This window comes from Planktothrix serta PCC 8927 (assembly GCF_900010725.2).
GTDB lineage: Bacteria > Cyanobacteriota > Cyanobacteriia > Cyanobacteriales > Microcoleaceae > Planktothrix > Planktothrix serta.
This window is the reverse complement of the sequence record NZ_LR734875.1, coordinates 1-22442: the sequence shown is the minus strand read 5'-3', so window position 1 is coordinate 22442 and position 22442 is coordinate 1. Positions and strand designations below refer to the sequence as shown.

24 protein-coding genes and 1 pseudogene are annotated in these 22442 nt (G+C 42.5%); 15 read left to right on the top strand and 10 right to left on the bottom strand.

Annotated features, from left to right (window positions below; all coding sequences use genetic code 11):
- The 10 genes from PL8927_RS15005 (at nt 1) to PL8927_RS14960 (ending at nt 8150) form a co-directional block, all read left to right on the top strand.
- Nucleotides 1–294 carry a P-II family nitrogen regulator gene (locus tag PL8927_RS15005; RefSeq protein WP_083622970.1) on the top strand — a complete coding sequence of 98 codons (294 nt, stop codon included), beginning with the start codon at nt 1–3 and terminating at the stop codon, nt 292–294.
- Nucleotides 295–309: 15 nt separating this feature from the next.
- Complete coding sequence (locus tag PL8927_RS15000; RefSeq protein ID WP_083622968.1) at nt 310–606, top strand: P-II family nitrogen regulator; 297 nt, start codon at nt 310–312, stop codon at nt 604–606.
- Between the two features lie 88 nt (nt 607–694).
- Nucleotides 695–1603 carry a polysaccharide deacetylase family protein gene (locus PL8927_RS14995; protein WP_083622966.1) on the top strand — a complete coding sequence of 303 codons (909 nt, stop codon included), beginning with the start codon at nt 695–697 and terminating at the stop codon, nt 1601–1603.
- A gap of 237 nt (nt 1604–1840) precedes the next feature.
- Nucleotides 1841–2839, top strand: coding sequence for an RNA polymerase sigma factor, RpoD/SigA family (locus tag PL8927_RS14990; protein WP_083622964.1), 999 nt, complete (start codon nt 1841–1843; stop codon nt 2837–2839).
- 95 nt (nt 2840–2934) lie between these two features.
- The gene (locus PL8927_RS14985) at nt 2935–3420 is read left to right on the top strand and encodes a GNAT family N-acetyltransferase (protein ID WP_083622963.1); all 486 of its coding nucleotides are present in this window, start codon (nt 2935–2937) and stop codon (nt 3418–3420) included.
- 106 nt (nt 3421–3526) lie between these two features.
- The gene (locus tag PL8927_RS14980; protein WP_083622961.1) at nt 3527–5239 is read left to right on the top strand and encodes an FAD-dependent oxidoreductase; all 1713 of its coding nucleotides are present in this window, start codon (nt 3527–3529) and stop codon (nt 5237–5239) included.
- A gap of 341 nt (nt 5240–5580) precedes the next feature.
- On the top strand, nt 5581–6156 hold the full coding sequence (locus PL8927_RS14975; RefSeq protein WP_083622959.1) for an IS607 family transposase: 576 nt from the start codon (nt 5581–5583) through the stop codon (nt 6154–6156).
- A gap of 10 nt (nt 6157–6166) precedes the next feature.
- The gene (locus PL8927_RS14970) at nt 6167–7237 is read left to right on the top strand and encodes an RNA-guided endonuclease InsQ/TnpB family protein (RefSeq protein WP_231506028.1); all 1071 of its coding nucleotides are present in this window, start codon (nt 6167–6169) and stop codon (nt 7235–7237) included.
- A gap of 215 nt (nt 7238–7452) precedes the next feature.
- Nucleotides 7453–7659: a glycogen debranching protein gene (locus tag PL8927_RS14965; RefSeq protein ID WP_083622958.1), complete on the top strand. Its 207-nt coding sequence runs from the start codon at nt 7453–7455 to the stop codon at nt 7657–7659.
- A gap of 269 nt (nt 7660–7928) precedes the next feature.
- Entirely contained in the window at nt 7929–8150 is a 222-nt protein-coding gene (locus PL8927_RS14960; RefSeq protein ID WP_083622956.1) for a hypothetical protein, read from the top strand.
- Nucleotides 8151–8234: 84 nt separating this feature from the next.
- Here PL8927_RS14960 and PL8927_RS14955 read toward each other — a convergent pair whose 3' ends face one another.
- From PL8927_RS14955 to PL8927_RS14935, 5 genes are all read right to left on the bottom strand, one after another.
- Complete coding sequence (locus PL8927_RS14955) at nt 8235–8426, bottom strand: hypothetical protein (protein WP_083622954.1); 192 nt, start codon at nt 8424–8426, stop codon at nt 8235–8237.
- 370 nt (nt 8427–8796) lie between these two features.
- Nucleotides 8797–10767, bottom strand: a complete 1971-nt coding sequence (locus PL8927_RS14950) for an iron uptake porin (RefSeq protein ID WP_083622951.1) — start codon at nt 10765–10767, stop codon at nt 8797–8799.
- 165 nt (nt 10768–10932) lie between these two features.
- Nucleotides 10933–13197, bottom strand: coding sequence for a PhoX family protein (locus PL8927_RS14945; protein WP_083622949.1), 2265 nt, complete (start codon nt 13195–13197; stop codon nt 10933–10935).
- A 249-nt stretch (nt 13198–13446) separates the two neighbouring features.
- A complete protein-coding gene (locus PL8927_RS14940; protein ID WP_083622947.1) occupies nt 13447–14187 on the bottom strand; it encodes a response regulator transcription factor in 741 nt (246 codons plus the stop codon).
- A gap of 83 nt (nt 14188–14270) precedes the next feature.
- Nucleotides 14271–14432, bottom strand: coding sequence for a hypothetical protein (locus PL8927_RS14935; RefSeq protein ID WP_156093203.1), 162 nt, complete (start codon nt 14430–14432; stop codon nt 14271–14273).
- A gap of 269 nt (nt 14433–14701) precedes the next feature.
- On the opposite strand from PL8927_RS14935, the gene PL8927_RS14930 reads away from it, so the two are divergent.
- Nucleotides 14702–15442 carry a creatininase family protein gene (locus tag PL8927_RS14930; protein WP_083622945.1) on the top strand — a complete coding sequence of 247 codons (741 nt, stop codon included), beginning with the start codon at nt 14702–14704 and terminating at the stop codon, nt 15440–15442.
- Between the two features lie 70 nt (nt 15443–15512).
- Here PL8927_RS14930 and PL8927_RS14925 read toward each other — a convergent pair whose 3' ends face one another.
- The 4 genes from PL8927_RS14925 to PL8927_RS14910 form a co-directional block, all read right to left on the bottom strand.
- Entirely contained in the window at nt 15513–16094 is a 582-nt protein-coding gene (locus PL8927_RS14925) for a retropepsin-like aspartic protease family protein (protein ID WP_083622943.1), read from the bottom strand.
- Between the two features lie 94 nt (nt 16095–16188).
- Complete coding sequence (locus PL8927_RS14920; RefSeq protein WP_231506027.1) at nt 16189–16851, bottom strand: retropepsin-like aspartic protease family protein; 663 nt, start codon at nt 16849–16851, stop codon at nt 16189–16191.
- Between the two features lie 56 nt (nt 16852–16907).
- Complete coding sequence (locus PL8927_RS14915) at nt 16908–17222, bottom strand: hypothetical protein (RefSeq protein ID WP_083622942.1); 315 nt, start codon at nt 17220–17222, stop codon at nt 16908–16910.
- Nucleotides 17223–17358: 136 nt separating this feature from the next.
- The gene (locus PL8927_RS14910; protein ID WP_083622940.1) at nt 17359–17880 is read right to left on the bottom strand and encodes a pentapeptide repeat-containing protein; all 522 of its coding nucleotides are present in this window, start codon (nt 17878–17880) and stop codon (nt 17359–17361) included.
- Nucleotides 17881–18627: 747 nt separating this feature from the next.
- On the opposite strand from PL8927_RS14910, the pseudogene PL8927_RS29245 reads away from it, so the two are divergent.
- The 4 genes and pseudogenes from PL8927_RS29245 to PL8927_RS14895 form a co-directional block, all read left to right on the top strand.
- Nucleotides 18628–18849: pseudogene (locus tag PL8927_RS29245) on the top strand (zinc ribbon domain-containing protein); the annotation flags it as partial.
- Nucleotides 18850–18871: 22 nt separating this feature from the next.
- Nucleotides 18872–19063: a hypothetical protein gene (locus tag PL8927_RS29240; RefSeq protein ID WP_456319741.1), complete on the top strand. Its 192-nt coding sequence runs from the start codon at nt 18872–18874 to the stop codon at nt 19061–19063.
- 142 nt (nt 19064–19205) lie between these two features.
- A complete protein-coding gene (locus PL8927_RS14900) occupies nt 19206–19811 on the top strand; it encodes a DUF3038 domain-containing protein (RefSeq protein WP_083622938.1) in 606 nt (201 codons plus the stop codon).
- Nucleotides 19808–20917: a DUF4335 domain-containing protein gene (locus tag PL8927_RS14895; protein WP_083622936.1), complete on the top strand. Its 1110-nt coding sequence runs from the start codon at nt 19808–19810 to the stop codon at nt 20915–20917. The genes PL8927_RS14900 and PL8927_RS14895 overlap by 4 nt, the downstream gene beginning before the upstream one ends.
- A gap of 562 nt (nt 20918–21479) precedes the next feature.
- Here PL8927_RS14895 and PL8927_RS14890 read toward each other — a convergent pair.
- Nucleotides 21480–22442 (bottom strand): WD40 repeat domain-containing protein (locus PL8927_RS14890; RefSeq protein ID WP_231506026.1); only part of this gene is annotated, 963 nt, incomplete at its 5' end.

Here is a 22442-nt window from a genome sequence, read left to right as displayed (position 1 = left end):
ATGCAAGCAGTAAAAAAAGTTGAAATCATCATTAGTAGCTTAGAATTGAAGGAAGTTTTGGAAATCTTAGATCAATCACAAGTCACCGGATATACCGTGCTCAATAATACATCAGGAAAAGGTGATCGGGGCTTTTCTAATGATGACTTAGGAGAAGTGTTCAGCAACACTTATATTATGACGGTTTGTATGAACGAAGAACAACTCGAAAAAGTTATTAAAAACATCACTCCTTTACTCAAGCGAGTCGGAGGAGTGTGTTTAGTTAACGAGACCACTTGGATTCATCACTAGGATGTTTAATTGAGTATGCAAGATGTCAAAAAAATAGAAATCATCATTGATACGTTTCATATTCAGGATGTACTGAATATTTTGGATCAGATCAAAGTTTCCGGGTATACCGTGATTAAAGATACGTCAGGAAAAGGGGATCGGGGAATCTCTTGTTCTGACTACTTAGATTGCGATTTCACCGGTAGCTATATCATGACTGTTTGCACCAATGAAAAACAACTTAATACCCTGATTGAGTTGATTAAACCTTTACTCAAAAAAGTAGGCGGTATTTGTTTGTTCAGTGATGCTAAATGGGTGATACACTAAAATAATTTTCAGACAGGATACAGGAATCAGTTAGCAGTTAGCACCATACAATAACCAGAGTTGTTAGTAATTGAGGATAGATTGACCTATGAAGATCCCGATTATTCTACAAAAATTGTTGAAAAAAAACTGGGTTTTGCTGAGTTTTTTGATCGGCTTACTTTGTGTTATTTTCTTAAATCTTCCGGCTTTGGCAACGACTTATAAAACCGCAACGGTGAGAATACCGATTTTTGGATTACATGATATTATTGATCAAACCGATATTAATCAAAGTCCTGAGAAACGCTTGCAATTTGACAATGATTATTTCAAACAAGATCTCTATACTTTTCTTAATTATTTAGCGCAAAATAAATATTGGTTTCTAACCACTCAAGATTTATTTGTTTATTTTATTCAGAAATCTAAACCCATTCCTCAAGAACGGATTGGATATAAACCTGTGATGATCTCCTTTGATGATGGGTATCATGGAGTTCATCAGAATGTTTTACCCATTTTAAAAGATTTAGAAAAAAAATACAACGAAAAATTTAAAATAGTTTGGTTTTTGAATCCCGGCTTAATGGGAGTTAAATTAAAAGACTTTATCCCCCATGTCAGTTGTGAAGAATTACGAGATGGCTATAAACGCGGCTATTATGATATTCAATCTCATGGTCAAACCCATAAAAAATTAACCTTAATTAAAGGCAAAAATTTAAAATTTGAACTAGAAAAAGCCAAGCTAGATCTCCGAACCTGTACTCAAGATTTAGATAAAAATAAATGGGTTTCTGCTCATTTTGCTTACCCCTTTGGAAAAGTCAACCGCAGAGTTGAAAGAAGCTTACCGCCCTATTATTTAACAGGATATCTCTATGATGGAAATATTGCCAGAATTAATCGTTATACCAATAAATATCGCATTTCTCGGATTACGGTTAATCGCTATACTTCCCCACGAAGTTTAATTAGAATTGCCAAAAGAGCCACAACTTTGAGAAACTCATAGCCAATGAAGTCAATATCAAACCCATGAACTCCCATCAGAAATAGTGATAATTCCCCTGTCTTTTGAAAGAGTCTTCTATAATGGAACCAGCATAAAGTAGTGATAGATCGTATTTCCTGGTCTTCTGATCTCACAGAAGATTTTGACGACAGGGAAAATTAAAAGCGGACTGTTCAAATTCTAGATCGTCAAGACCATTCTGTAATGACGAATCATAACCTGGAGGAGGTAATAACCATGAATCCACAGAATTCAACATTTTTTCCGATTATCGAAACTACTGTAGCGGGAGATGATGCCATTGCCTCATTATTTAAACGCATGGCGCGTTATCCTTTACTCAAACCTGATGAAGAAATAGAACTCGGTCGTCATATTCAAACTTTAGTTAAAATTGAAGAACTACAAACTCGACTTACCCTCGAATTAGGATGTTTACCTACTCCTGTTGAACTCGCAACTGTACTGGAAATTACGGAAACAGAACTCAAACATCGCTTGAAATTAGGAACTAATGCTAAAAGTCGGATGATTAGTTCTAATTTACGGTTAGTGGTTTCTATTGCTAAACGCTATATTAATCGAGGGGTTCCCTTTTTAGATTTAATTCAAGAAGGTGCTTTAGGACTCAACCGCGCTACAGAAAAATTTGATCCCGATAAAGGATATAAATTCTCCACTTATGCCTATTGGTGGATTCGCCAAGGAATTACTCGAACGATTGCTAATCAAGGACGCACCATTCGATTACCTGTTCATATTGTTGAACAATTAAATAAACTGAAAATAGCCTATCGAGATTTAAAGAAATCGCTACAACGAAAACCAACGGAAGAAGAACTAGCAGAAGCCGTTTGTATTACCCCCCAACAAATTCGGATACTCGAACAGGTTCATCGGAAATCCCTATCTTTAAATCATCGAATTGGGACTGAAGAAAACTCCGAACTAATGGATATTTTAGAAGATCAAGAAACTCAAACTCCTGAAGATCAAATGAATGAAATGATGATGCGTCAGGATTTATTAGAAGTTTTAGGAACAGTTTTAACTGAACGAGAAAAAGATGTTTTAGCTCTGCGGTTTGGATTAGTTACAGGCGTTCCCTTCACCTTAGAAGAAGTCAGTGGACTCTATCATCTATCACGAGAACGAGTCCGGCAAATTCAAGCCAGAGCCATGCGAAAATTACGACGTCCCCATGTTGCAGAACGCTTAAAAGGTTGGATCAAATAACCTATTCCTATTTAATTTGAATTGTTGTATACTGACAAAGATCTAGCGATCCAAAAACTGATCCTCTTGTCATTATCAACTGTTCAAAATTTAATATGTCTCAACCTACAATTTTGCGACGGGCTACCTGTGAAGATGTTCCGGTTCTATTTCAATTAATTCAAGCCTTAGCTGAATACGAAAAATTATCCGATCAAGTCAGTGGTAATCAGGAGAACTTAAAACAACATTTATTTGGTTCTCCCTCTTATGCAGAAGCTATTTTAGCGGAAATAGAAGGAAAAGCTGTTGGTTTTGCTTTATTTTTTTATAGTTATTCTAGCTTTTTAACCCAACCTGGAATTTATTTAGAAGATTTATTTGTACTCCCTGAATATCGTCGTCAAGGGATTGGAAAAGCTTTAATTACTCATTTAGCAGAATTAGCCGTATCCAGAGGCTATGGACGTTTAGAATGGTCTGTTTTAGATTGGAATCAACCCGCCATTAATTTTTATCAAAAAATAGGAGCTACAGTTTTACCCGACTGGCGAATTTGTCGTCTAACGGGAGAATCATTAAAACAATATGACCCCAAATAATAAGCTGTCGATTCACTGTTTTCGGTTTCCCCTGTTTTTAGAATTAAAAATAAACCTAATTCAGATATGATTAAAAATAAACATAATACGAGACTAGCCAAAAATTATGAAAGTTATTATTGTTGGTGGAGTGGCAGGGGGTGCATCCTGTGCGGCTCGTCTGCGCCGATTAGATGAAACGGCCGAAATCATCATGGTAGAACGCGGCCCCTATGTTTCCTACGCCAATTGTGGGCTCCCTTACTATGTCGGGGGATTGATTGAAAGAGAGTCCAGTCTATTAGTCGCGGATGAAAGCACATTCCGAAACCAGTTTGCAATTGATGTACGGACACGCTGCGAGGCGATCGCAATTTCACCTGAAAATAAAACCGTAGATTTGCGGAATGGGGTTACAGGTGAAGTTACCACCGAATCCTACGACAAATTGGTGCTCTCACCGGGGGCTGCTCCGATTCGTCCCCCAGTGCCCGGAATTGATCTTCCGGGTATTTTTTCTGTCAGGACTATACCCGACGCCCGCACCATCCGCACCTGGATTGAACAGGGTACAACTGATCAATCTGGAATGAACACCTATTCGGGATTTCAGACCGTTAAACGGGCAAAGCGGGCGGTGGTCGTCGGTGGTGGCTTTATCGGACTGGAGATGGCAGAAAACCTGATTCATCTGGGACTGGAAGTTACCCTGATCGAGAGGGACAATCAACTCCTGTCTCCCATCGATCAGGAAATGGCCCGTTTAGGCGAACGCTACCTAGAAAAACAGGGTCTTCGCATCTGCCTCAATGACGGTTTGACCGGATTTCAACAAGCTGCTAAGGGCTCCTTGGAAGTTCTCACCCAATCGGGTAAGACTTATCCCGCAGACATTGTAATCCTGGGAATTGGGGTGAAACCTGAAACGGATCTGGCAAAACAGGCGGGACTAGAAATCGGTGAGCTAGGCGGCATCCGGGTTGATGACCAAATGCGGACTAGCAAACCAGATATTTTTGCCGTTGGGGATGCGATCGAGGTTAAAGATTTTGTCACCGGGCAATGGTCTCTCTATGCTCTAGCTGGCCCAGCGAATCGTCAAGGCAGAATTGCCGCCGATGTTATTGCTGGGCGTAACTCCCGTTTCCGAGGGACTCAAGGCACTGCGATCATTGGCTTGTTTGGAGGTGCGATCGCTTGGACGGGTGTTAGTGAAAAAGTCTTAACCCGACTCGGTGATACGGATTTTGAAAAAATCTATATCTATCCCAACTCCCACGCCGGATATTATCCCGGTGCGAAAATGCTGGCGATGAAAGTCATTTTCCGCAAATCCGATGGCCGGATATTGGGAGCGCAAGCCCTGGGTTTGGACGGGGTGGATAAGCGGATTGATGCTATTGCCATGGCGATTCAGATGGGTGCAACAATTTATGATTTGGAAGAAACCGAGCTTTGTTATGCACCGCAGTTTGGCAGCGCCAAAGCTCCTGTCAACTTTGCGGGAATGGTGGCGGCCGATGTTCTCAGAGGTGATATGCCTTTAAGTCATTGGAATAATATAGAATCAGGCTTGCTTCTTGATGTCCGTAATCCAGAAGAACTCGCAGTAGAAAATGTACCCGGCGCGGTCAACATTCCTTTACATGAACTCCGCGCTCGCTTGGGCGAACTTCCTCAAGATCAAGAGATCCTCGTCTTTTGCCGATCAGGTCAGCGTGCTTACTACGCAACACGGATTCTAGTACAAAACGGATTTAAAGCCCGAAATTTATCGGGAGGAATGATGTCACATTCGGTTATTTTAAGGGAGGAAACTGTGGGCGGGACTTTATACTAAAATCTTGATTGAATAAACCCAAACCCGAAAAATCCATACTTTCAGGTCTAGTTATTGTTAAGAAACCAGGTTGATATCCCCAGGTACTAACCTGGGGGTATGTTTTTTAAATGTGGTTTAACCTCATCAAAAATTAAGGTATAGCAGTCGCCAGACCTATTAAGACAAAGAGTGAGGTAGCAAAGTTAGACCGTACACCTGTCTTTTCCTCCGGTGTTCCCTGTTCCCTGCTATAGTAATGAACACTATCCCATCCGATGCCCTAGTTTTTTTTGGAGCTAGAGGTTATTCAAAAGTGTAAGTTTTGTTAACAGATGCTAATGTATGCTAGAGTTTAGGACATGGCATACATACCACTCAGGAAAGCGGTCGAATTTCTGGGTTTGCATCCGAATACATTAAGAAAATATGCTGATGAAGGGAAGATCAAAAGTATCAAAAACCCCGCAGGGCAAAGACTCTATGATGTCGAATCCTATGTCCGGGATACCGTTGGAGCTACCACTGTTTGCTACTGCCGAGTCAGTTCAACAAAACAACGAGATGATCTCGACAGACAAGTTGCCTATATGCAATCAATCTATCCAGACACAGAAATTGTCCGAGATATCGGTTCAGGACTTAATTTCAAAAGAAAAGGATTGCAAGAGTTACTGGTCAGACTTATGCGGGGTGATAAGCTCACAATTGTTGTTGCCTGTCGTGACAGATTGTGTCGATTTGGATTTGAATTATTTGAATTTATGGCACAACAAAACGGTGGAGGCATCGTGGTTCTCGAAAACTCTGTACACTGCCGGGAAGCCGAACTCACAGCCGATCTTCTCTCCATCCTTCACGTCTTTTCTGGCCGGATGCACGGACTTCATCGCTACATCAAGAAAATCAAGGAAGATCCGAATCTACCTAAACCCTGAACAAAAAGGATTGCTCAAACAATGGTTCGGAGTTAGTAGATTTGTCTACAACGAAACCCTTAAATATTTGCAGCAACCTGACACAAAAGCAAACTGGATGGCAATTAAAACAGGAATCTTAAACGGATTACCTGAATGGGCTAAACCTGTCCCTTATCAAATTAAATCAATAGCCATCAAAGATGCTTGTTTAGCTGTTAAAGCTGCCAAAAAGAGGTTTAAGGTAGATGGCAAGATTCAGCGATGCAAATTTCGCAGTCGCAAGGATGTAAAGCAATCAATTTACATCCCTAAATCAGCGATTAAAGATTGTGGGATTTACCACAGTATATTAGGAGGGTGTAAATTTAAAGAATTACTCCCTGACAATTTTAGCGATGGTCGATTAACACTAACTTATGGTGAGTATTATTTGACCATTTCTACAGAAGTGCAACAATTAAATTCCGAGAATCAAGGGAGAGTTGTTGCCTTAGATCCTGGTGTTCGTACATTCATGACCTTCTTTTCTGAAACATCTTTTGGTTGGTTAGGTAAGGATTCTAATTTGTATATTCAGAAATTGTGTTTCCAGTTAGATAAATTAGTTTCCCGACTGTCAAAAGCCCAGTGTAAACAGAAAAGAAATCTCAAAAAAGCAGCTAGTAGGCTTCGTTGTAAAATCAAGAACTTAGTTAAGGAATTACATCATAAAACAGCTAGATTTTTAGTAGAAAACTTTGATGTAATTTTACTTCCCACGTTTGAAACATCACAGATGGTTTCTAAGTCCAGACGTAAACTTAGAAACAAATCTGTCAGGCAAATGCTGACTCTAAGCCATTATGAGTTTAAGCAATTTCTGAAGTGGAAGGCTTGGGAAAACCATAAAGTTGTGATTGATTGTAACGAAGCCTACACTTCTAAAACAGTGTCATGGACAGGTGAAATTATCAATAATTTGGGTGGGGCGAAAATCATAAAATCGGCATCTACCCAATCAAAGATGGACAGAGATCTAAATGGTGCGCGAGGGATCTTCCTTCGTGCATTGGTTGATACGCCTTGGTTGAGAGAGTATCTTAACTTATGTGTTTGTTAGCAAATGTTAGCAAAAAAGTATCGGCGATGATGCTACTAAACTTTTCGTTGGTAGGTGGTTTTCGCAGCACCCTTGCCGAATATTGATCCTCCCCATAATTTTATAGATGATGCCTTTATTGCTGGACTTCGAGCAAATATCCGGTTTTAAGGAGAGGAGGTAATCCTGATAAAATAAAAGCAATTGAGTTGTATTAGGTGAGGAGAAAATCCACAATGAAAATTTGGGTAAATGAACAACTTGATCCTATGGGAATTGTCTATTCTTGTATTGCTTGTTGTAATGAAAAGCAAGCTCAAGACTGCCATGAGTCCTTTCAAAAAGACTTAACTGAAACCCAAAAACAACAAGGTTGGGTCGCTGTCCTGAGAAGCGTTGAATCTTGGGATGATGTTCCTGTGAGTGCCTTAAAATTAAACTAAGTTCTTGTAAGCTAAATCACCAGTTAAGGGGGATTGAGATCACGGAGTTATCCCCAAAGAATCACCTCTCCTCCTAATGTTTAATCACGCCTCTAAAGCTAAAATTCTGAAATAATAATCATAAAGTTCAACCCCCCAACCTCCCCATTCAACAGTTTTCATACGATTCACAGCCAAAACTCTACTGAATTGGCTTTACAAGTGTTGAGCTTGAAAATTGCTTGATTCTCCATCATCAGATCAATCTAGTTATCCCAACTTACCAGATCATGGAACCACCCATCTGTTTAATTGAGTCTGCACTCAGCGAATTGTTCGCCCAAGTTAACGAAACAGGTCGCCTGACATTAGCCGATCGCTATGGATTATTAGCGGCAATTTTTGATGAGAGTTTAACGGAAGAAGAATTGCGATCGCTTAGTCGAATTTATCGTGCCATTGCTCGGAAACAAATTGAAGTTGTGGATGAAATCTCTGCAACTCAAGAATAAACTTATCAAGGGAAATTCAATCTTATCAGGAAGTAAAGGCTTAACGTTCCTGAATCCTGGCGCATTTCCAATCAGCGTTAACAGTTAAATATTGACGCTCAAGTTCCTGATCAGATTCAATACATTTTCAAGCGACACAACTGAGGGAATTTGACTCACAGGTGCAGGCAACATTTCCCCTCGAAAATCTAAGATAGAAACAATCAATAAATAAGCCAAAGCCAGAATAATCGAAATTGCACCCGTAATATAAGCAATCAGTTTTGAACGTTCCATAATCGTTAGAGTTAGAGCAAGTGCGAGCGCACTTGCCAGTTGCGTAATTTATGACTATTAGAAGTAAGGCAATGGTATCAGTCTACCCTTGAACGCACTCAAAATTAAATCTTTTCTTTTAAGTGGGACATTCTGACACTCTAAACGGACGTGGAGGAAGGCGTAAGACTATCGTTAAGATAGCAGCATCCAGTGAAGCGTCAACCCCATTCAGCGACCCCCTTAAACAAGTGGCGTGGTGAAGAATCACCCCCACCTTCAGGTCGGTGAGGATGTCAAGACTATGATCCCTCTTTACTGTTAAAAAAATAGAGAGAAAACCTTTGTTTTCCCTCTATTTTAGATTGATGTGGGATTGAAGCTCAATCCTTTAGAAGCGGAATTGAGTCCGCAGCGTTCCAACAACAATCGTGTTGTTATCGCTATTATGATCAGGGTCAGTCACGACATAGAAGCCCGGAGTAATGGAAATGTAGTCGTTGATCGGATAACGATAGAAACCTTCAATGTGAATCGAGGTATCTTTATCCTCTAAAGCACCGATATCGTGGCTGGTAACTTTGGGAGGCATACCCACAATTAAACCACCTAAGCCACCTTCTTTAAAGACATCAGGGAAAGCTAAACTAACAGCCCAGTTGAGAATGGTCGCGTTATCATTGCCACCATTTTGCTGATCCGCCCAAGTTGAACCAAACCAGCCGCCTAACTCAAAGTTTTTGGAGAGACGCCAGTTGGCTTGGAACCCTAAGTTTTCCGTGGTTGTGGCATTATCACCAAAAGGTCGGTTTGCAATCCAGCTACCTGTTCCTCCCGTGACAAACACATTCCCATTGGTAAAGTAGCGGTGGGTATAGTCTAAAGCAACACCAATCTTAGGACTGGGTTGAAATACTAATTGCAGACCTGTACTGTAACCGCCGTTGAACAAGCCACGACCTTCATCGGCATAATCAGCTTGGTTCGCTAAGTAACTTAGGTTGACTTTAAACTTGTCACTGAAGGCATATTTCAGACCCACACCAGTTCCGTCTGGCCCTCGGTTGGTGGCTGGGTTATACCGACCAAAGCGAGAGATAGCGCCACTCCCATCGCTAGTAAAGAGTGTGACGTTGTCATAAACATCATCTTGGTCAAGACCCTTACCACCAATATAGACTTGGCCTCTATCATTGGAGACGGGGAAGCGATAGTACAACTTATCCAAGAAGACAGAATCGTTACGACCATCAATAGAGGTACGACTCATCAACGTATTGGTGATGTCGTAGTCAGAGAGGTTAGGAACGGATAGAGCCTCTAACCGTGTTACCAATAAGTCTTGTCCGGTAAAGCTGGTCTCAAAGTTCAGACGAGCGCGATAGCCGAAATAGGCTTCGGTGGGGTCACTATCGTCATCCGCAAACTGACCCACCACGTTATTTGTGGCGCGATCGCCCGCGGCATCTCCACCCCAGAAGATCACTTCCCCACGCAGTTTAGTGGTGGTGGAGAACTGATTGGCTTCTAGTTCAGCAGTTCTTGCTTCTAAGGCATAGACACGACCGCGCAGGGTTGCCAATTCTGCTGCAAACTCTTCTTGTAAGCGTTGCAGAACGGCCAAATCTTCACGGGTGACTAAGTTAGCCACAGAGGCAGCAATCAGTTCGTTAACCCGCTCTAAACAGGCATTTAAACCCGCCGCGAATTCGTAACGGGTCATGGCGCGGTTGCCTTTGTAGGTTCCATCGGGATAACCCGCGATACAACCATACCGTTCAACCAAGGATTGTAAAGCCTGGAATGCCCAGTCAGTGGGTTGAACGTCAGATAATTGAGAAACCGATGTCACTTGCTCTAGGGCATCAGTGACCTCAGAATACTCATTAATCTGTTCTAAGTCTGATCCATTGGTTGCAGTGGGTTCAACCGCTTCCATCTGAGCCACTTGGAACTCAGAAGCTTGAGCAGTTTGTAGCGGCGCAGAAGCCTCTGAGGACAAGCTTACGGAGTCACTAGGTAGGCTAGTGGCTTCAGCCGTAGCAACAGTCTGCGGTTCCATCTGAGTCGGAGACTCACCATTGACCAGAGTAGTCGGTTCAACGGCAACATCAGCATCAGGAGTCACAGACAGAGCTAGTTGCTCTGGGGATGACTCGGAATTGGCCTGATGTTGCAAATCAGTATTTTGTCCAGACAGGGCAACGGTACGGGCAGCTTCAATAGTGATTGAAGCCGGGTCTGCTGCATTGGCCAACTTCTCCGATGGAGCCTCAGTTGCTAAGGCTGCATTAGTTAAGAGAAGGGCCGCTCCCAGAACGCCCGGACTGTGCTTTAGAGTGTTCAATAAAACTTTGTTCATCATCTCAATTCTCACACCGACACTTTAAAAATACCTGAAGCAAGGGAGTCCCCAGCTCGATTGAACCAATAGTATCATATCTTAACTAGAGTTTTTCCCGCGTCAAGTAGGTAAACACAAAGTCAAGGCTGATTTTCCACCAGATTTTATCAGTAGAAGCTTGGCTTAGACCGGGTTTCGCTTCTCAACAATGGGTTGAGAATTGATCCGTCGAATTGCCACAACTGATGGTTTAGGTGGATCATTTCGCTGCTTACCTGGCCAGTTCGATCCCACAGGAACCTGACGAGTTTGCATAAATCCTTCTCCCTCAGTGGTTTGTAATGCAAATTGGAGTGTTGCTGTCGCCATATTCTGACGAGTCCCATGAGCTTCGCCAGGGTGTTGAGCCGAAATAAACAGGGTTTTTTGATCCGGGGTAAAAAACGGCCCCGTCATTTCGCACTCCATTGGCCCGATGGCAAATAAAAAGGCTTGACCCGCAGCGTCCCCAGAAGTTGGCAAAAACCAAACGGAATTATTGCCATATACCCCTAATAAATCCCCTCCCTCTAAAGGTTGTTGGTTCTCATCCAGACGACCTTGAGCAACGGGTTGATTGTGTTTAGTCGTAGAAATATCCGTTACCATCCATAAATTCCCGGCTCCATCAACGGCTAAATTATCTGGGTTGGAAAATCCCAACCCTCCTTGAGCCACCTCTCCACCTGTCGCCAACATTTGCCATCGGAAGGCCATCGCCTGGGGGACATTCCCATCTTCTACTAAACCCATCACCCATCCGTATTCATACGGTTTTTCCTCCGAAGGAGATTTAAAAATCTGGAGGTTGGGGCCACCCGTTTGAGGATCGGGTGTACCGGAAGTAAAAGCAATAAATAAAGTCCCATCTAACCCTACTTCTGTATCTTCAGGTCGAGCCGTACAGGTCGCTCCAACAGCACTGGCGGCTAAGTGAGCATCAATTAAAATTGCTCCTTGTTGTTCTTCTGGATTTCCGCTATATAAATCAGCAAGGGTTTTAAACCGTTGTTTAAAGCGTTGGATATCTTGATCGGTTTTAGCCACAAAACTGCCCCCATCGGGTCGTTGGGGTAGACTTATAATTCCTCCGGCGTGAATACTGGGAAGATCGGGATTTACAACCGTATCCGCTTTCAACGGAATCCAACGACCTGTACCATCAGGATTAAATTGAGCCGCGTATAATATCCCCTCAGCTAATAACTGGGAATTTTTTTTATCCTGGGGATTTTTCACCGTCCCTTTGCTAACAAATTTATATAAGTGTCCACTTTGGCGATCGCATCCTGAATAAAACGCTAACGGTTGACCCGCTTCCACCCGAATACCGACGGCTTCATGGCGATAACGTCCTAACCCAGTGTGTTTTGTGCCATAATCCTGGGGATTTGCCGGATCAACTTCCACGATCCAACCGTATTTATTCCCCGCTAGTCCAAAAACATTCCCTAAACCCTCCATTTTTTCTAATATAAAGGGAGTTTTACCGGGTTCATAAGCACTCCCATCGGGATAAACCGCTTCAGGTACATAACTTTGGAAATTTTCTTCCGCACTTAATACCGTACCCCAAGGGGTTGTCCCTCCAGCACAATTGCTGAAAGTCCCAATAATTTTTTCCCCTAATTGATCGTTGTACCCCTGACCTTTTTTGCGAAATATAGCAACGGCTGGCCCCGTAGCCTTTAAATAATGTTTGTCTTTCCACCCGGATAGTCCGGTAATGCGTCGATCAACCTCGGAATATGTCCTCACCCAACGACCATCGGCTTGACGCTGAATAGAAATTACCCCCATACCCAGATCAATTAATCCTTCTTGGCATAGTTTTAAAATCTCCTGTCGCAATAAGTCTTTTGGGGGTAATGCAAAAGCGTTAATTTTCGGTTTCTGAGTCAAGGACTGAATTTTTTTCAGGGGTAACGGTTTCCCGATCACCTGTGAGTATGTTTCCAACCAAATCAGTGAACTAATATACTCGAAGTTAACCGTCAAAAAACCTTGATTTTCTCCCGTTGCTACAAAGGAAACGTAATCGTTATTATATCCAAAGCGAGAATTTCCTACTTTGTCCCCCCAAGTCGCAATCACATCATAGATAAATCCTTCAGGTAGGACTAAATCATCGACGATTTGATATTGACTGTAGGCTTTGATTTGTTCCTCGGATAGGGAAATAGAACTTACTGGGAGTGATAATTCAGTCGTTTCAGCCTGAATGAAATCCGATGTGTTGGGTAATGGCCCTTTGATCGGTTTGAAGGGTAAAGATTGAGAAAATTTTTGTGGCGCGGATGGAGATGAGTCAATTAACGGTGACTTTGAAGCAGTCCGACAAGATCCGACTGCTACTGTTGTAAAGCTTGCGCCCAAAAACAATAGAAAATTACGACGATTAACAGACATAAATGTTACAAAAGCAAGGAAAAAAACAGTTATTTGACATCACATATTATTCCCTCTATCCTAAAAGAATAGAGGGCTAACGGATGTATTTTATAGCAGTCGCCAAGGCAGTTAGGACATAGACTGATGCTAAAACCGCGCGCAGAGAACTCTTTTCCTCCGGTGTTCCCTGTTCCCTGTTCCCTGTTCCCTGTTCCCTGCTATAATAGATTATCAAGAAAATAAAATGGTTCTGAAATTGAGCCAATATTATCCAAATCGATAGCCAAACCCACGAACTGTAATCACATATTCGGGTTTGCTGGGATCTTGTTCTATTTTTTCGCGTAACCAGCGAATATGAACATCAACGGTTTTACTATCCCCAATAAAATCGGGCCCCCAGATGATATCTAATAATTGTTGTCGTGACCAAACTCGCCGGGGATAACTCAGGAAAAGTTCTAACAACCGAAACAGTTTAGGAGAAAGCTTGATTTCTTCCCCCCGAAGTAGCACTCGACATTCTTCTTGGTATAGGATGACTTCTTTATATTGCAGCATGACGGGTGCTGGAAGTTGACCTAAGCGTTGACGACGCATTAACGCCCGACAACGCGCCATAAACTCCCGAATTCCAAAGGGTTTTGTTAAATAATCATCGGCTCCGGCTTCTAAATAAAAAGCCGAATTACTCTTGCTCTCGCTTAAGCCAATAATTAAAATGGGTACAGAATTTCCTTGATGTCGTAACGTCCGACACAGATCTAACCCATTAATGGAGTCAATAATTAATAGGTTAAAGGGAAATTCTCCCACCGGAGAAGTCGGGTTCTGGATCGGGGAGAGAGCATCTCGTCCCTCTAAAGCTACTGCGACGCGATAACCCTGTTCTTCCAGCGCTATAGAAAGGATCTCCCGCCAAGTTTGTTCGTTTTCCAAAAGTAATATCTGACCATTTTGTCTTAAGTCGGAACGGGAAGAACTCGTGCTTAGTTCAGGGGAAAGCATAAAAAAATTTTGTTTGGGGTTGGATTACAAGATGTTGTTATTAATAGCTTGTGTCGCTATCAACAATTCGACAGTTTGAGGAGTTAGCCGAGTTTTAACCATCCAACGTAAATATGTTCTCCGTTACGAATTCCTTCACAGAGAGACTCCCGATAGAGAACTGCTACAGCAAACCCGACCCCGGAATTTATGGGCGGGTCGTCAGACTCATCCTGATTTGGCTTCGATTCTAGGTTTTTAAGCATTGTTCACGCTCAATTTGCCTGGTAGTTTGGAATCTGATTAATGGAGATGGCTATCATGGTATTAGGAGAAGGTTAACACAAAGTAAAGCTAGGGTAATCTTTAGGTTAAATTATTCTAATTAGATTAAAACTTTTAAACGATCACCTTTTAATCTATTGATCGGCTAATTCTCAAAATTGCCATTGCTCAGTCTTTGTCTCTGAACAGAGGGATCAAATCGCTACAATAAAATATAGATATCGATTCTCAACTGGCTTAACATAACATAATGTTACTTCATCTCAGCACTTGGCAAGAAGTGGAAACTTACCTGACTCATTCTTCAGGTATTATTATCCCGATTGGCTCTACAGAACAACATGGGCCTACGGGACTGATCGGGACTGATGCGATTTGCGCTGAAGCGATCGCCAAAGGAGTAGGAGAAGCAACTCAGGCTTTAGTCAGCCCCACTATCAATGTAGGAATGGCATTACACCACACTTCCTTTCCAGGGACAATTAGCCTTAGACCGACGACTTTAATTCAGGTAATCAATGATTATATCACAAGTTTAACGAGGGTTGGGTTTACTCACTACTTTTTTATTAACGGACATGGGGGGAATATTGCCACCCTGAAAGCGGCGTTTTCTGAAACTTACACTTATGTAGCGGATCTCAACTTACCCAAAGCCCATCAAGTCAAATGTCAAGTGGGAAATTGGTTTATGTGTAGCTCAGTCTATAAATTAGCAAAAGAACTCTATGGTGATCAAGAAGGTTCCCATGCTACACCCAGCGAAGTGGCATTAACCCAATATATTTATCCTGATTCGATTAAACAAGCATTTCTGGCGCCGAAAGTTGCGAAAGGATATCCCATTTATGGCCCAGAGAATTTTCGTCAACATTATCCCGATGGTCGGATGGGATCTAACCCCGCCTTAGCCACCCCCGAACATGGCCAACAATTTTATGAATTAGCCGTTAAGGAACTTAGCCAAAGCTATTTAGATTTTCTGAATTAAAGCAGATGCAATTATCAGTGATCAGTTCAGAAATTAATAGTGATGTCTTTCACTGATAACTGATAATTGATTAGGTACGGGCGCGAAATTCAATTACATCTTGTTTAATGGTGATATCGTAATTTCCAAAAAAGCCTTGTCCTAATAGTCCAATTTCTAATACTGGAGAAATGGAGACTTCTACATCTCTCATTTCTAACCCTCCTACATCAATAGAATTTACACGACCTACTTGTTGATTAATCAGTTGATCACTGGCTGTACTAATCGGTAGATTTCCATAGGGTTGAACGGCTAAGGCTGTTGCCATTCTGGGTGTAATGACAACGCCACTTGCTCCAGTATCTAATAACATTTCAAAGGTATTTTGACCATTAAAATTAACATCAATTACTGGAATTCCTGCCTCTCGGCGTTTAATAGGAATTTGAAAAACCCCCGGTGTTGTCGGGTTAGCAGATAGGGGTGCAGAAGTGGGGAATAAATTACAAACAGACTGGGTTAAATTCACAACATCTCCAGAGCGTTCACGAATAAAACAGCCCGGATATTCTTGAGCTTTAACCGGAATGACACTTAATAGACTTCCTGTTAAAAGCAGGATTAAACTTAGTTTAAGGGAATAAGAATTAATCGAAATTGTTTGGATCATAATCTCACCCTGTTATCCTATTTTATCAGATTAGACTGTTCAATTTTTCAATTCTTTCTGGTATTTGCATGATTAAAATCTGGGATTCTATCATTTATTGTCTAGCTCGAAATTCAACAACATCTTGTTTAATTGTAACATCATACTCTCCAAAGAAATCTTGACCGAGTAAACCTATATCCAACGATGGCGCGATCGCAACTGTAATATTATTTTTAACGGCTCCGGCAACATCAAGAGTACGAATTGAACCTAAATCAAATTCAACTCCTTTTTGGCTGGGTGTATCGGCTTTCCCTCGTCCCGATGGAATTACCCCTAAAAGTTCTGCCATCAGGGGAGTAATTACAGTTGCACTTGCTCCGGTATCCACCGCCATTTCAAACGGAGCTTGACCATTAAACATTGCTTGGATGATCGGAATGCCTCCCTCTCTTCTAATAATTTTAGCTTGATAAACTCCTGGTGTAGCTAGGGGAGAAATAGCTGTTTTTTCATCAGTTTGTGGAAAAATACAAACTTGATTTAAAGAGATTATTTGTCCGGTTTTTGTTTTTATAAAACAACCCGGATATTCTTGAGCAATAGCACCGAAAGTCTCGCTCAATATTAACCCTGTAGTGGATAATAAAATTGAGAATAAGGATATTAACCGGACTAAACCCTGACGCTGAACTCGATCACTCAGAAATTTTGAATCATAGAGCGTCATCGTCATAGAAGCAGATAAACGAACTAAACATGGGGAATTCTTCATCTATTATTCCACTGGTTATCAAGGGTTACTCTTATCCATTTTAAGCAATTTTGTTCCTAGAAAGTTGATCGTCTTGGCTTTCTTCTCCTCGACCCCAACCGAACAGCGAAGGAAATTAACCCCATCGCTTGTTGGAGTTGTTGGAGTTGTCGTTGAAGTTGACTATAGTTTTGTCGCAGTTGAGAACTTCCCCGTTGTCCATAATCAATAAAATTAGGTGCTCTTTCCAAAACAAAACGGGTGCGATGCTCGATTAAGATTAACCGTTTTTCCAGACGATTGATCATTAAGGTAAACATCCAGATTTTTCTCGCTAGAGATAAACACAGCAGAGAAATCAAAATATTAATAACAATCACGGCTATAAGCATTTATATTGGGGAAATCCAGCCAGTTTTTGATCTAATTATACAATCCCAACAAAAAACTTCGCCTTGTTCAGACAACAAGCTCGAAGTTTTCTGATCATCCCACATTCAACAACAGATAGAGTTGAGGGATGAGGGCTTAATAGCCATCGGGCCCAATGGTGGTTTGATCACATTGAGCATCTGATAAATTTGCCATTTTAGAGCGAAATAAATTACAGCCTCCCAATTGAGCATTTGTTAACTTGGCATTTTCTAAATTGGCATTACTTAAATCTGCATATCTTAAGTCCGCTTCCGTCAGATTGGCATTGGATAAATCCGCTCCTTGTAAATTACAATGGGTTAAATTGGCGCCGCGTAAATCGGCATGACGGAGGTTACATCGAGATAAGGTACTCCCTTGAAGGTTCGCTGTCGATAAATCCACTCTTATGAGTTGTGTGTCACCGAGTTGGGCTTCTTGGAGTTGAGTTTGGTGTAAATTAGCGTAACTGAGGTTAGAATAGGGCATATAAACCCGATTTAAGTTACTGCCTGCCAAGCTAATCTCTTCTAAGTTGGCCTCGAATAGATCTGAGCCGCTTAAGTCAAGGGCACCAAAGTCTCGTCTACCTTCGTTATAAAAAGCGAGTAATTCGTTTGAACTAATTTTCTGCATTTTGCATTTATCGAGAATTTCGGTCTAACACCCCGCGCTTATAGCACGGCTTTGGATTAAGATAGAGAGGGTTGAAATCCCCAAGGTGGGCGGTTGTGAAGCGGCTTTTAGTCGGCACCCTCGAACCTGAAAACTCCTTGAGAGTAACAGCAAGGGTAGCGAAAACCTTGTAAAACACAGAAGCGAGAATCAACGCATTCTCATTACCAGAAAACAGATAATTGGGTTTGAGCAATTAAGGTAGGGCGGGGCACGCCCAAACTCTAGGTCGTATCCTAGTAAGCTTTTGGAGATAGACCCTCTGGAGTTGCCGTAAGTCAGGCTCGTCAATTGGTGACTTTTCACGATTGAAAGGTTTGAGTATTGCTCGAAAGAGATCCGGTGCTTAAAGGTCAGTCGCTGAATTAAGAATCTCCGCGCGTTTAAGCGCCTAGAGTGTCAAAAGCCACGAAACTAAAACCACCTCTAGGGCTGAGGTAGTCGGAATCATAGGGAGAGTATTCTTGTTTAACCTGTGTTTACTTTAAAACCTTGTAACGAATAGTTAAGTTGTGTTAATAATTTTTTTGGCTTCTGTTGGAGTTATCCCGGAAACCCATAAATGATCTGACTCCATCCCCAGTTTCCGTTCTTGATCGAATTCGAGGTAAAGCTATCCCCGGCAAGAACAGTAAAATTGAAGCAGGGGAACAGATGCCTTAACTTAATAAACTTAGTTATAAGTTAGTCAGCGATAGCCAAGCTGTTATAGTAGAGAATCTTCATGTTAAAAGCATGGTTCGTAATCATAAATTGGCTCAGGCAATATCTGATTGTGGATGGGGAACTTTCACTAATTTCTTAGCTGACAAACTAGGTCGAAAAGGCGGTAAGTTAGTGGAGATAGATAGATGGTTTCCTAGTTCCAAACTCTGTTCTAATTGTTTCTATCAAGTCAGTGAGATGCCATTAGATGTGAGGGAATGGACTTGTCCCGATTGTGGTAGTGATCATGACCGTGATGGAAACGCCGCGATCAATATTAGAGCCGAGGGCATCAGAATGCTGGCATACGGATGGTGCAGCCGTTTCTGCTGTAGGAGGGGATGTAAGACCCGATCTGGGGCGAAAGTCTAAGTTCTGGCATTCGCCTGTGAGTACAGAAGCCGACACTGTACTTGGTACTCCAAGTCAGTGTGGGTAGTTCACACAGCGTACACTAGAAGCTTGTAATCTAAAGCAATTGAGGTAGCAAACTTTATAATGGCATCGTTGTCTATTCCCAGCCTATTCCTGAAGACCTGTTATCCCTATAGTGTGTTGGAATTAGTGTTGCTGTGAGTGTAATGCAGTTAGAACAGTCTCAAAGTCAATCAATCCCAATTATATTGGACAGCTTACCGGATCTACCGATTTCCGAGAAAGGATGTCCACGACGTGCCCGATTAGAAATTGATTTGATGTTACTCGCCATTGAAGCCTTGTATCTAGGTGGTGCAGAACATATGCTAGTGGTGATCTCAGAACTGGATTTACAAACGGTGATCCAAAATCGGGTGACATTATGGCGACTTCGCAGTACCAACCCGTTACGCCGATTTACCCAGCGTCGGGCGCTGAGTCTGCTAGAAGCAAAAGCGTTAGTCGTGGTGATTTGTAACTTAGGAAGACGCTTAACCGCTAGAATTCGGCAGTTACTAATGGATTATGAGGCCCTAAAACAAAAACAAATTCCGATTGAACGACATTTACAATTGTCCAACTACTTAACCCAATTTCGGGTGCATTTCCGCAGTCGCATGAATCCCCGTCGGGCGTTAGTGATGACTTATAGTTCCGATGATAAATTAAACGAGTTAGCGATGGATTTGTTAGAGAAACTTCTCTTTTGTACAGGTACCGCAGGAATGCAGCGATTTTGGATAAGTTTGTTTGATGGAGAAGTCAAATGACGATTGAACGTCAATATAGTTTGCCCAACTGCAAACTGATTTTGCAGGGATTACCACAAGCCAGCGATGGCAAATCTGATGGCCGCGCCAGTTTAAACATTCTCATGAATGCAGAATGTCATTTTGTGGGCTACCCCCAACCCATCACCGGGGGACGGGAGTTTTTTGAAAGTTTGGTGCGACAGGTCAGTCGCTACGCTCAAGGGTTTCTCAGTGGACTAGGAACCCCTGCACCCCATCATCGGAAACCAGAGTTAGTGGAATTACACCCGATTGCGGGAGAGTTACATCAGTTAACGGTGTATGAACCTTCAGAGGAAAATCCCTCTGGGGAATCTTCCTTAGCACAGCCCGCGACAATCAAGGTCGATTTAACAACGGTACAATTATTTGATCTGGTGGAAGCGGTGGATCAGTTTTTAGCCGATACCCAGACCTTACCCGAATTGTCTCTCCAGTTACGACCCCTTTCTAAACGCCACCTGAAACCGGATATTTCCGTGGCCCAACAGGTTAAGCCGGCGGCGATTGGCATATCCAGTTTGGCATTAACAGCTTTGGCTCTGTTTGTCTTACCCATTCCCAATGTGAAACGACCGGAAGACCCGAAACTGCAACCCCAAACCCAGAGCAAAACGGTTCCGACCACCACCGCCACTCCCCCAGGATCATCCCCCCAAACTACAGTACCGCGACCTTTACCGTCTAGCCTTTCGAGTCCTCCACCGATTACCGATCCTCAAGAACTCAAGGATTTAGAAGCCCAATTAAATGAAAAGCTGATCAAAGCTTGGATACCATCGCCGGAGGTTAAAACTCCCCTCATCTATCGGGTGAGTGTGGCAAAAGATGGGGCAATTGTGGGCTATAAGTCCCTGAATCAAGGGACAGCAACGGAAACGGAACAAACTCCGTTACCGGATTTATTGTATAAACCTGTCGGAAGTCGAGTGGCTAATGAACCCTTGGCGGATTTTCAAGTTACGTTTAATCCTGATGGCAATTTAGAGCTTNGTTGGCCTCGAATAGATCTGAGCCGCTTAAGTCAAGGGCACCAAAGTCTCGTCTACCTTCGTTATAAAAAGCGAGTAATTCGTTTGAACTAATTTTCTGCATTTTGCATTTATCGAGAATTTCGGTCTAACACCCCGCGCTTATAGCACGGCTTTGGATTAAGATAGAGAGGGTTGAAATCCCCAAGGTGGGCGGTTGTGAAGCGGCTTTTAGTCGGCACCCTCGAACCTGAAAACTCCTTGAGAGTAACAGCAAGGGTAGCGAAAACCTTGTAAAACACAGAAGCGAGAATCAACGCATTCTCATTACCAGAAAACAGNTAACAAATTTACAACGGTAAGGATGTCAACTTAAACGGTTAATGCCCTGAACTAAAGTTCGGGCTAAAAGCTAACGTTATCTAAAGATAACTCAAGATTTGATTTTATTAACCCGTTTTAACGGGTTTGAGCTTTAAGCCTGAAATTTATTTCAAGGATTTTGTTATTTTTCTTAATCAATTTTAACGAATTTACAACGGTAAGGGTGTCAACTTAAATGATTAATGCCCTGAACTAAAGTTCGGGCTGAAAGCTAACGTTATCTAAAGATAACTCAAGACTTGATTTTATTAACCCGTTTTAACGGGTTTGAGCTTTAAGCCTGAAATTTATTTCAAGGCTTAGAATTCTGCTTCACCGTCACCCCATCACACAAATGTCTGTCCTCCTCACTCACACTCGAACTATTCTCCAGATAATCCTTCATCCACTTACAAGCCGATACCATTAATTGATCCAAATCAAAATTCCACAGTTTGATGGTGTTGTCATGACTCCCAGAAGCCAAGGTTTGGCCGTCAGGACTCCAACTCACACTCCAGACCCAATACTTATGGCCGTTGAGAGTCCGCAACAGTTGACCCTCTCGACTCCACCACAGCTTAATGGTCTTGTCTTCACTCCCAGAAGCCAGGGTTTTACCGTCGGGACTCCAACTCACACTGCTGAATGAACTCTCATAGCCGTTGAGAGTCTGCAACAGTTGACCCCCTTGACTCCACAGCTTAATGGTGTTGTCAAAACTCCCAGAAGCGAGGGTTTGGCCGTCGGGACTCCAACTCACACTCCTGACCCAATCCTCATGGCCGTTGAGAGTGTGCAACAGTTGACCCTTTCGACTCCACAGCTTAATAGTCTTGTCACCACTCCCAGAAGCCAGGGTTTGGCCGTCGGGACTCCAACTCACACTATAGACCGAATTCTTATAGTCGTTGAGAGTGTGCAACAGTTGACCCTCTCGACTCCACAGCTTAATAGTCTTGTCAACACTCCCAGAAGCCAGGGTTTGACCGTCGGGACTCCAACTCACACTGATGACCCAACTCTCATGGCCTTTGAGAGTGTGCAACAGTTGACCCTCTCGACTCCACAGCTTAATGGTGTTGTCATCACTCCCAGAAGCCAGGGTTTGGCCGTCGGGACTCCAACTCACACTCCAAACCGAATCCTCATGACCCTGGAGAGTGTGCAACAGTTGACCCTCTCGACTCCACAGCTTAATGGTGTTGTCATCACTCCCAGAAGCCAGGGTTTGGCCGTCGGGACTCCAACTCACACTCCAAACCGAATCCTCATG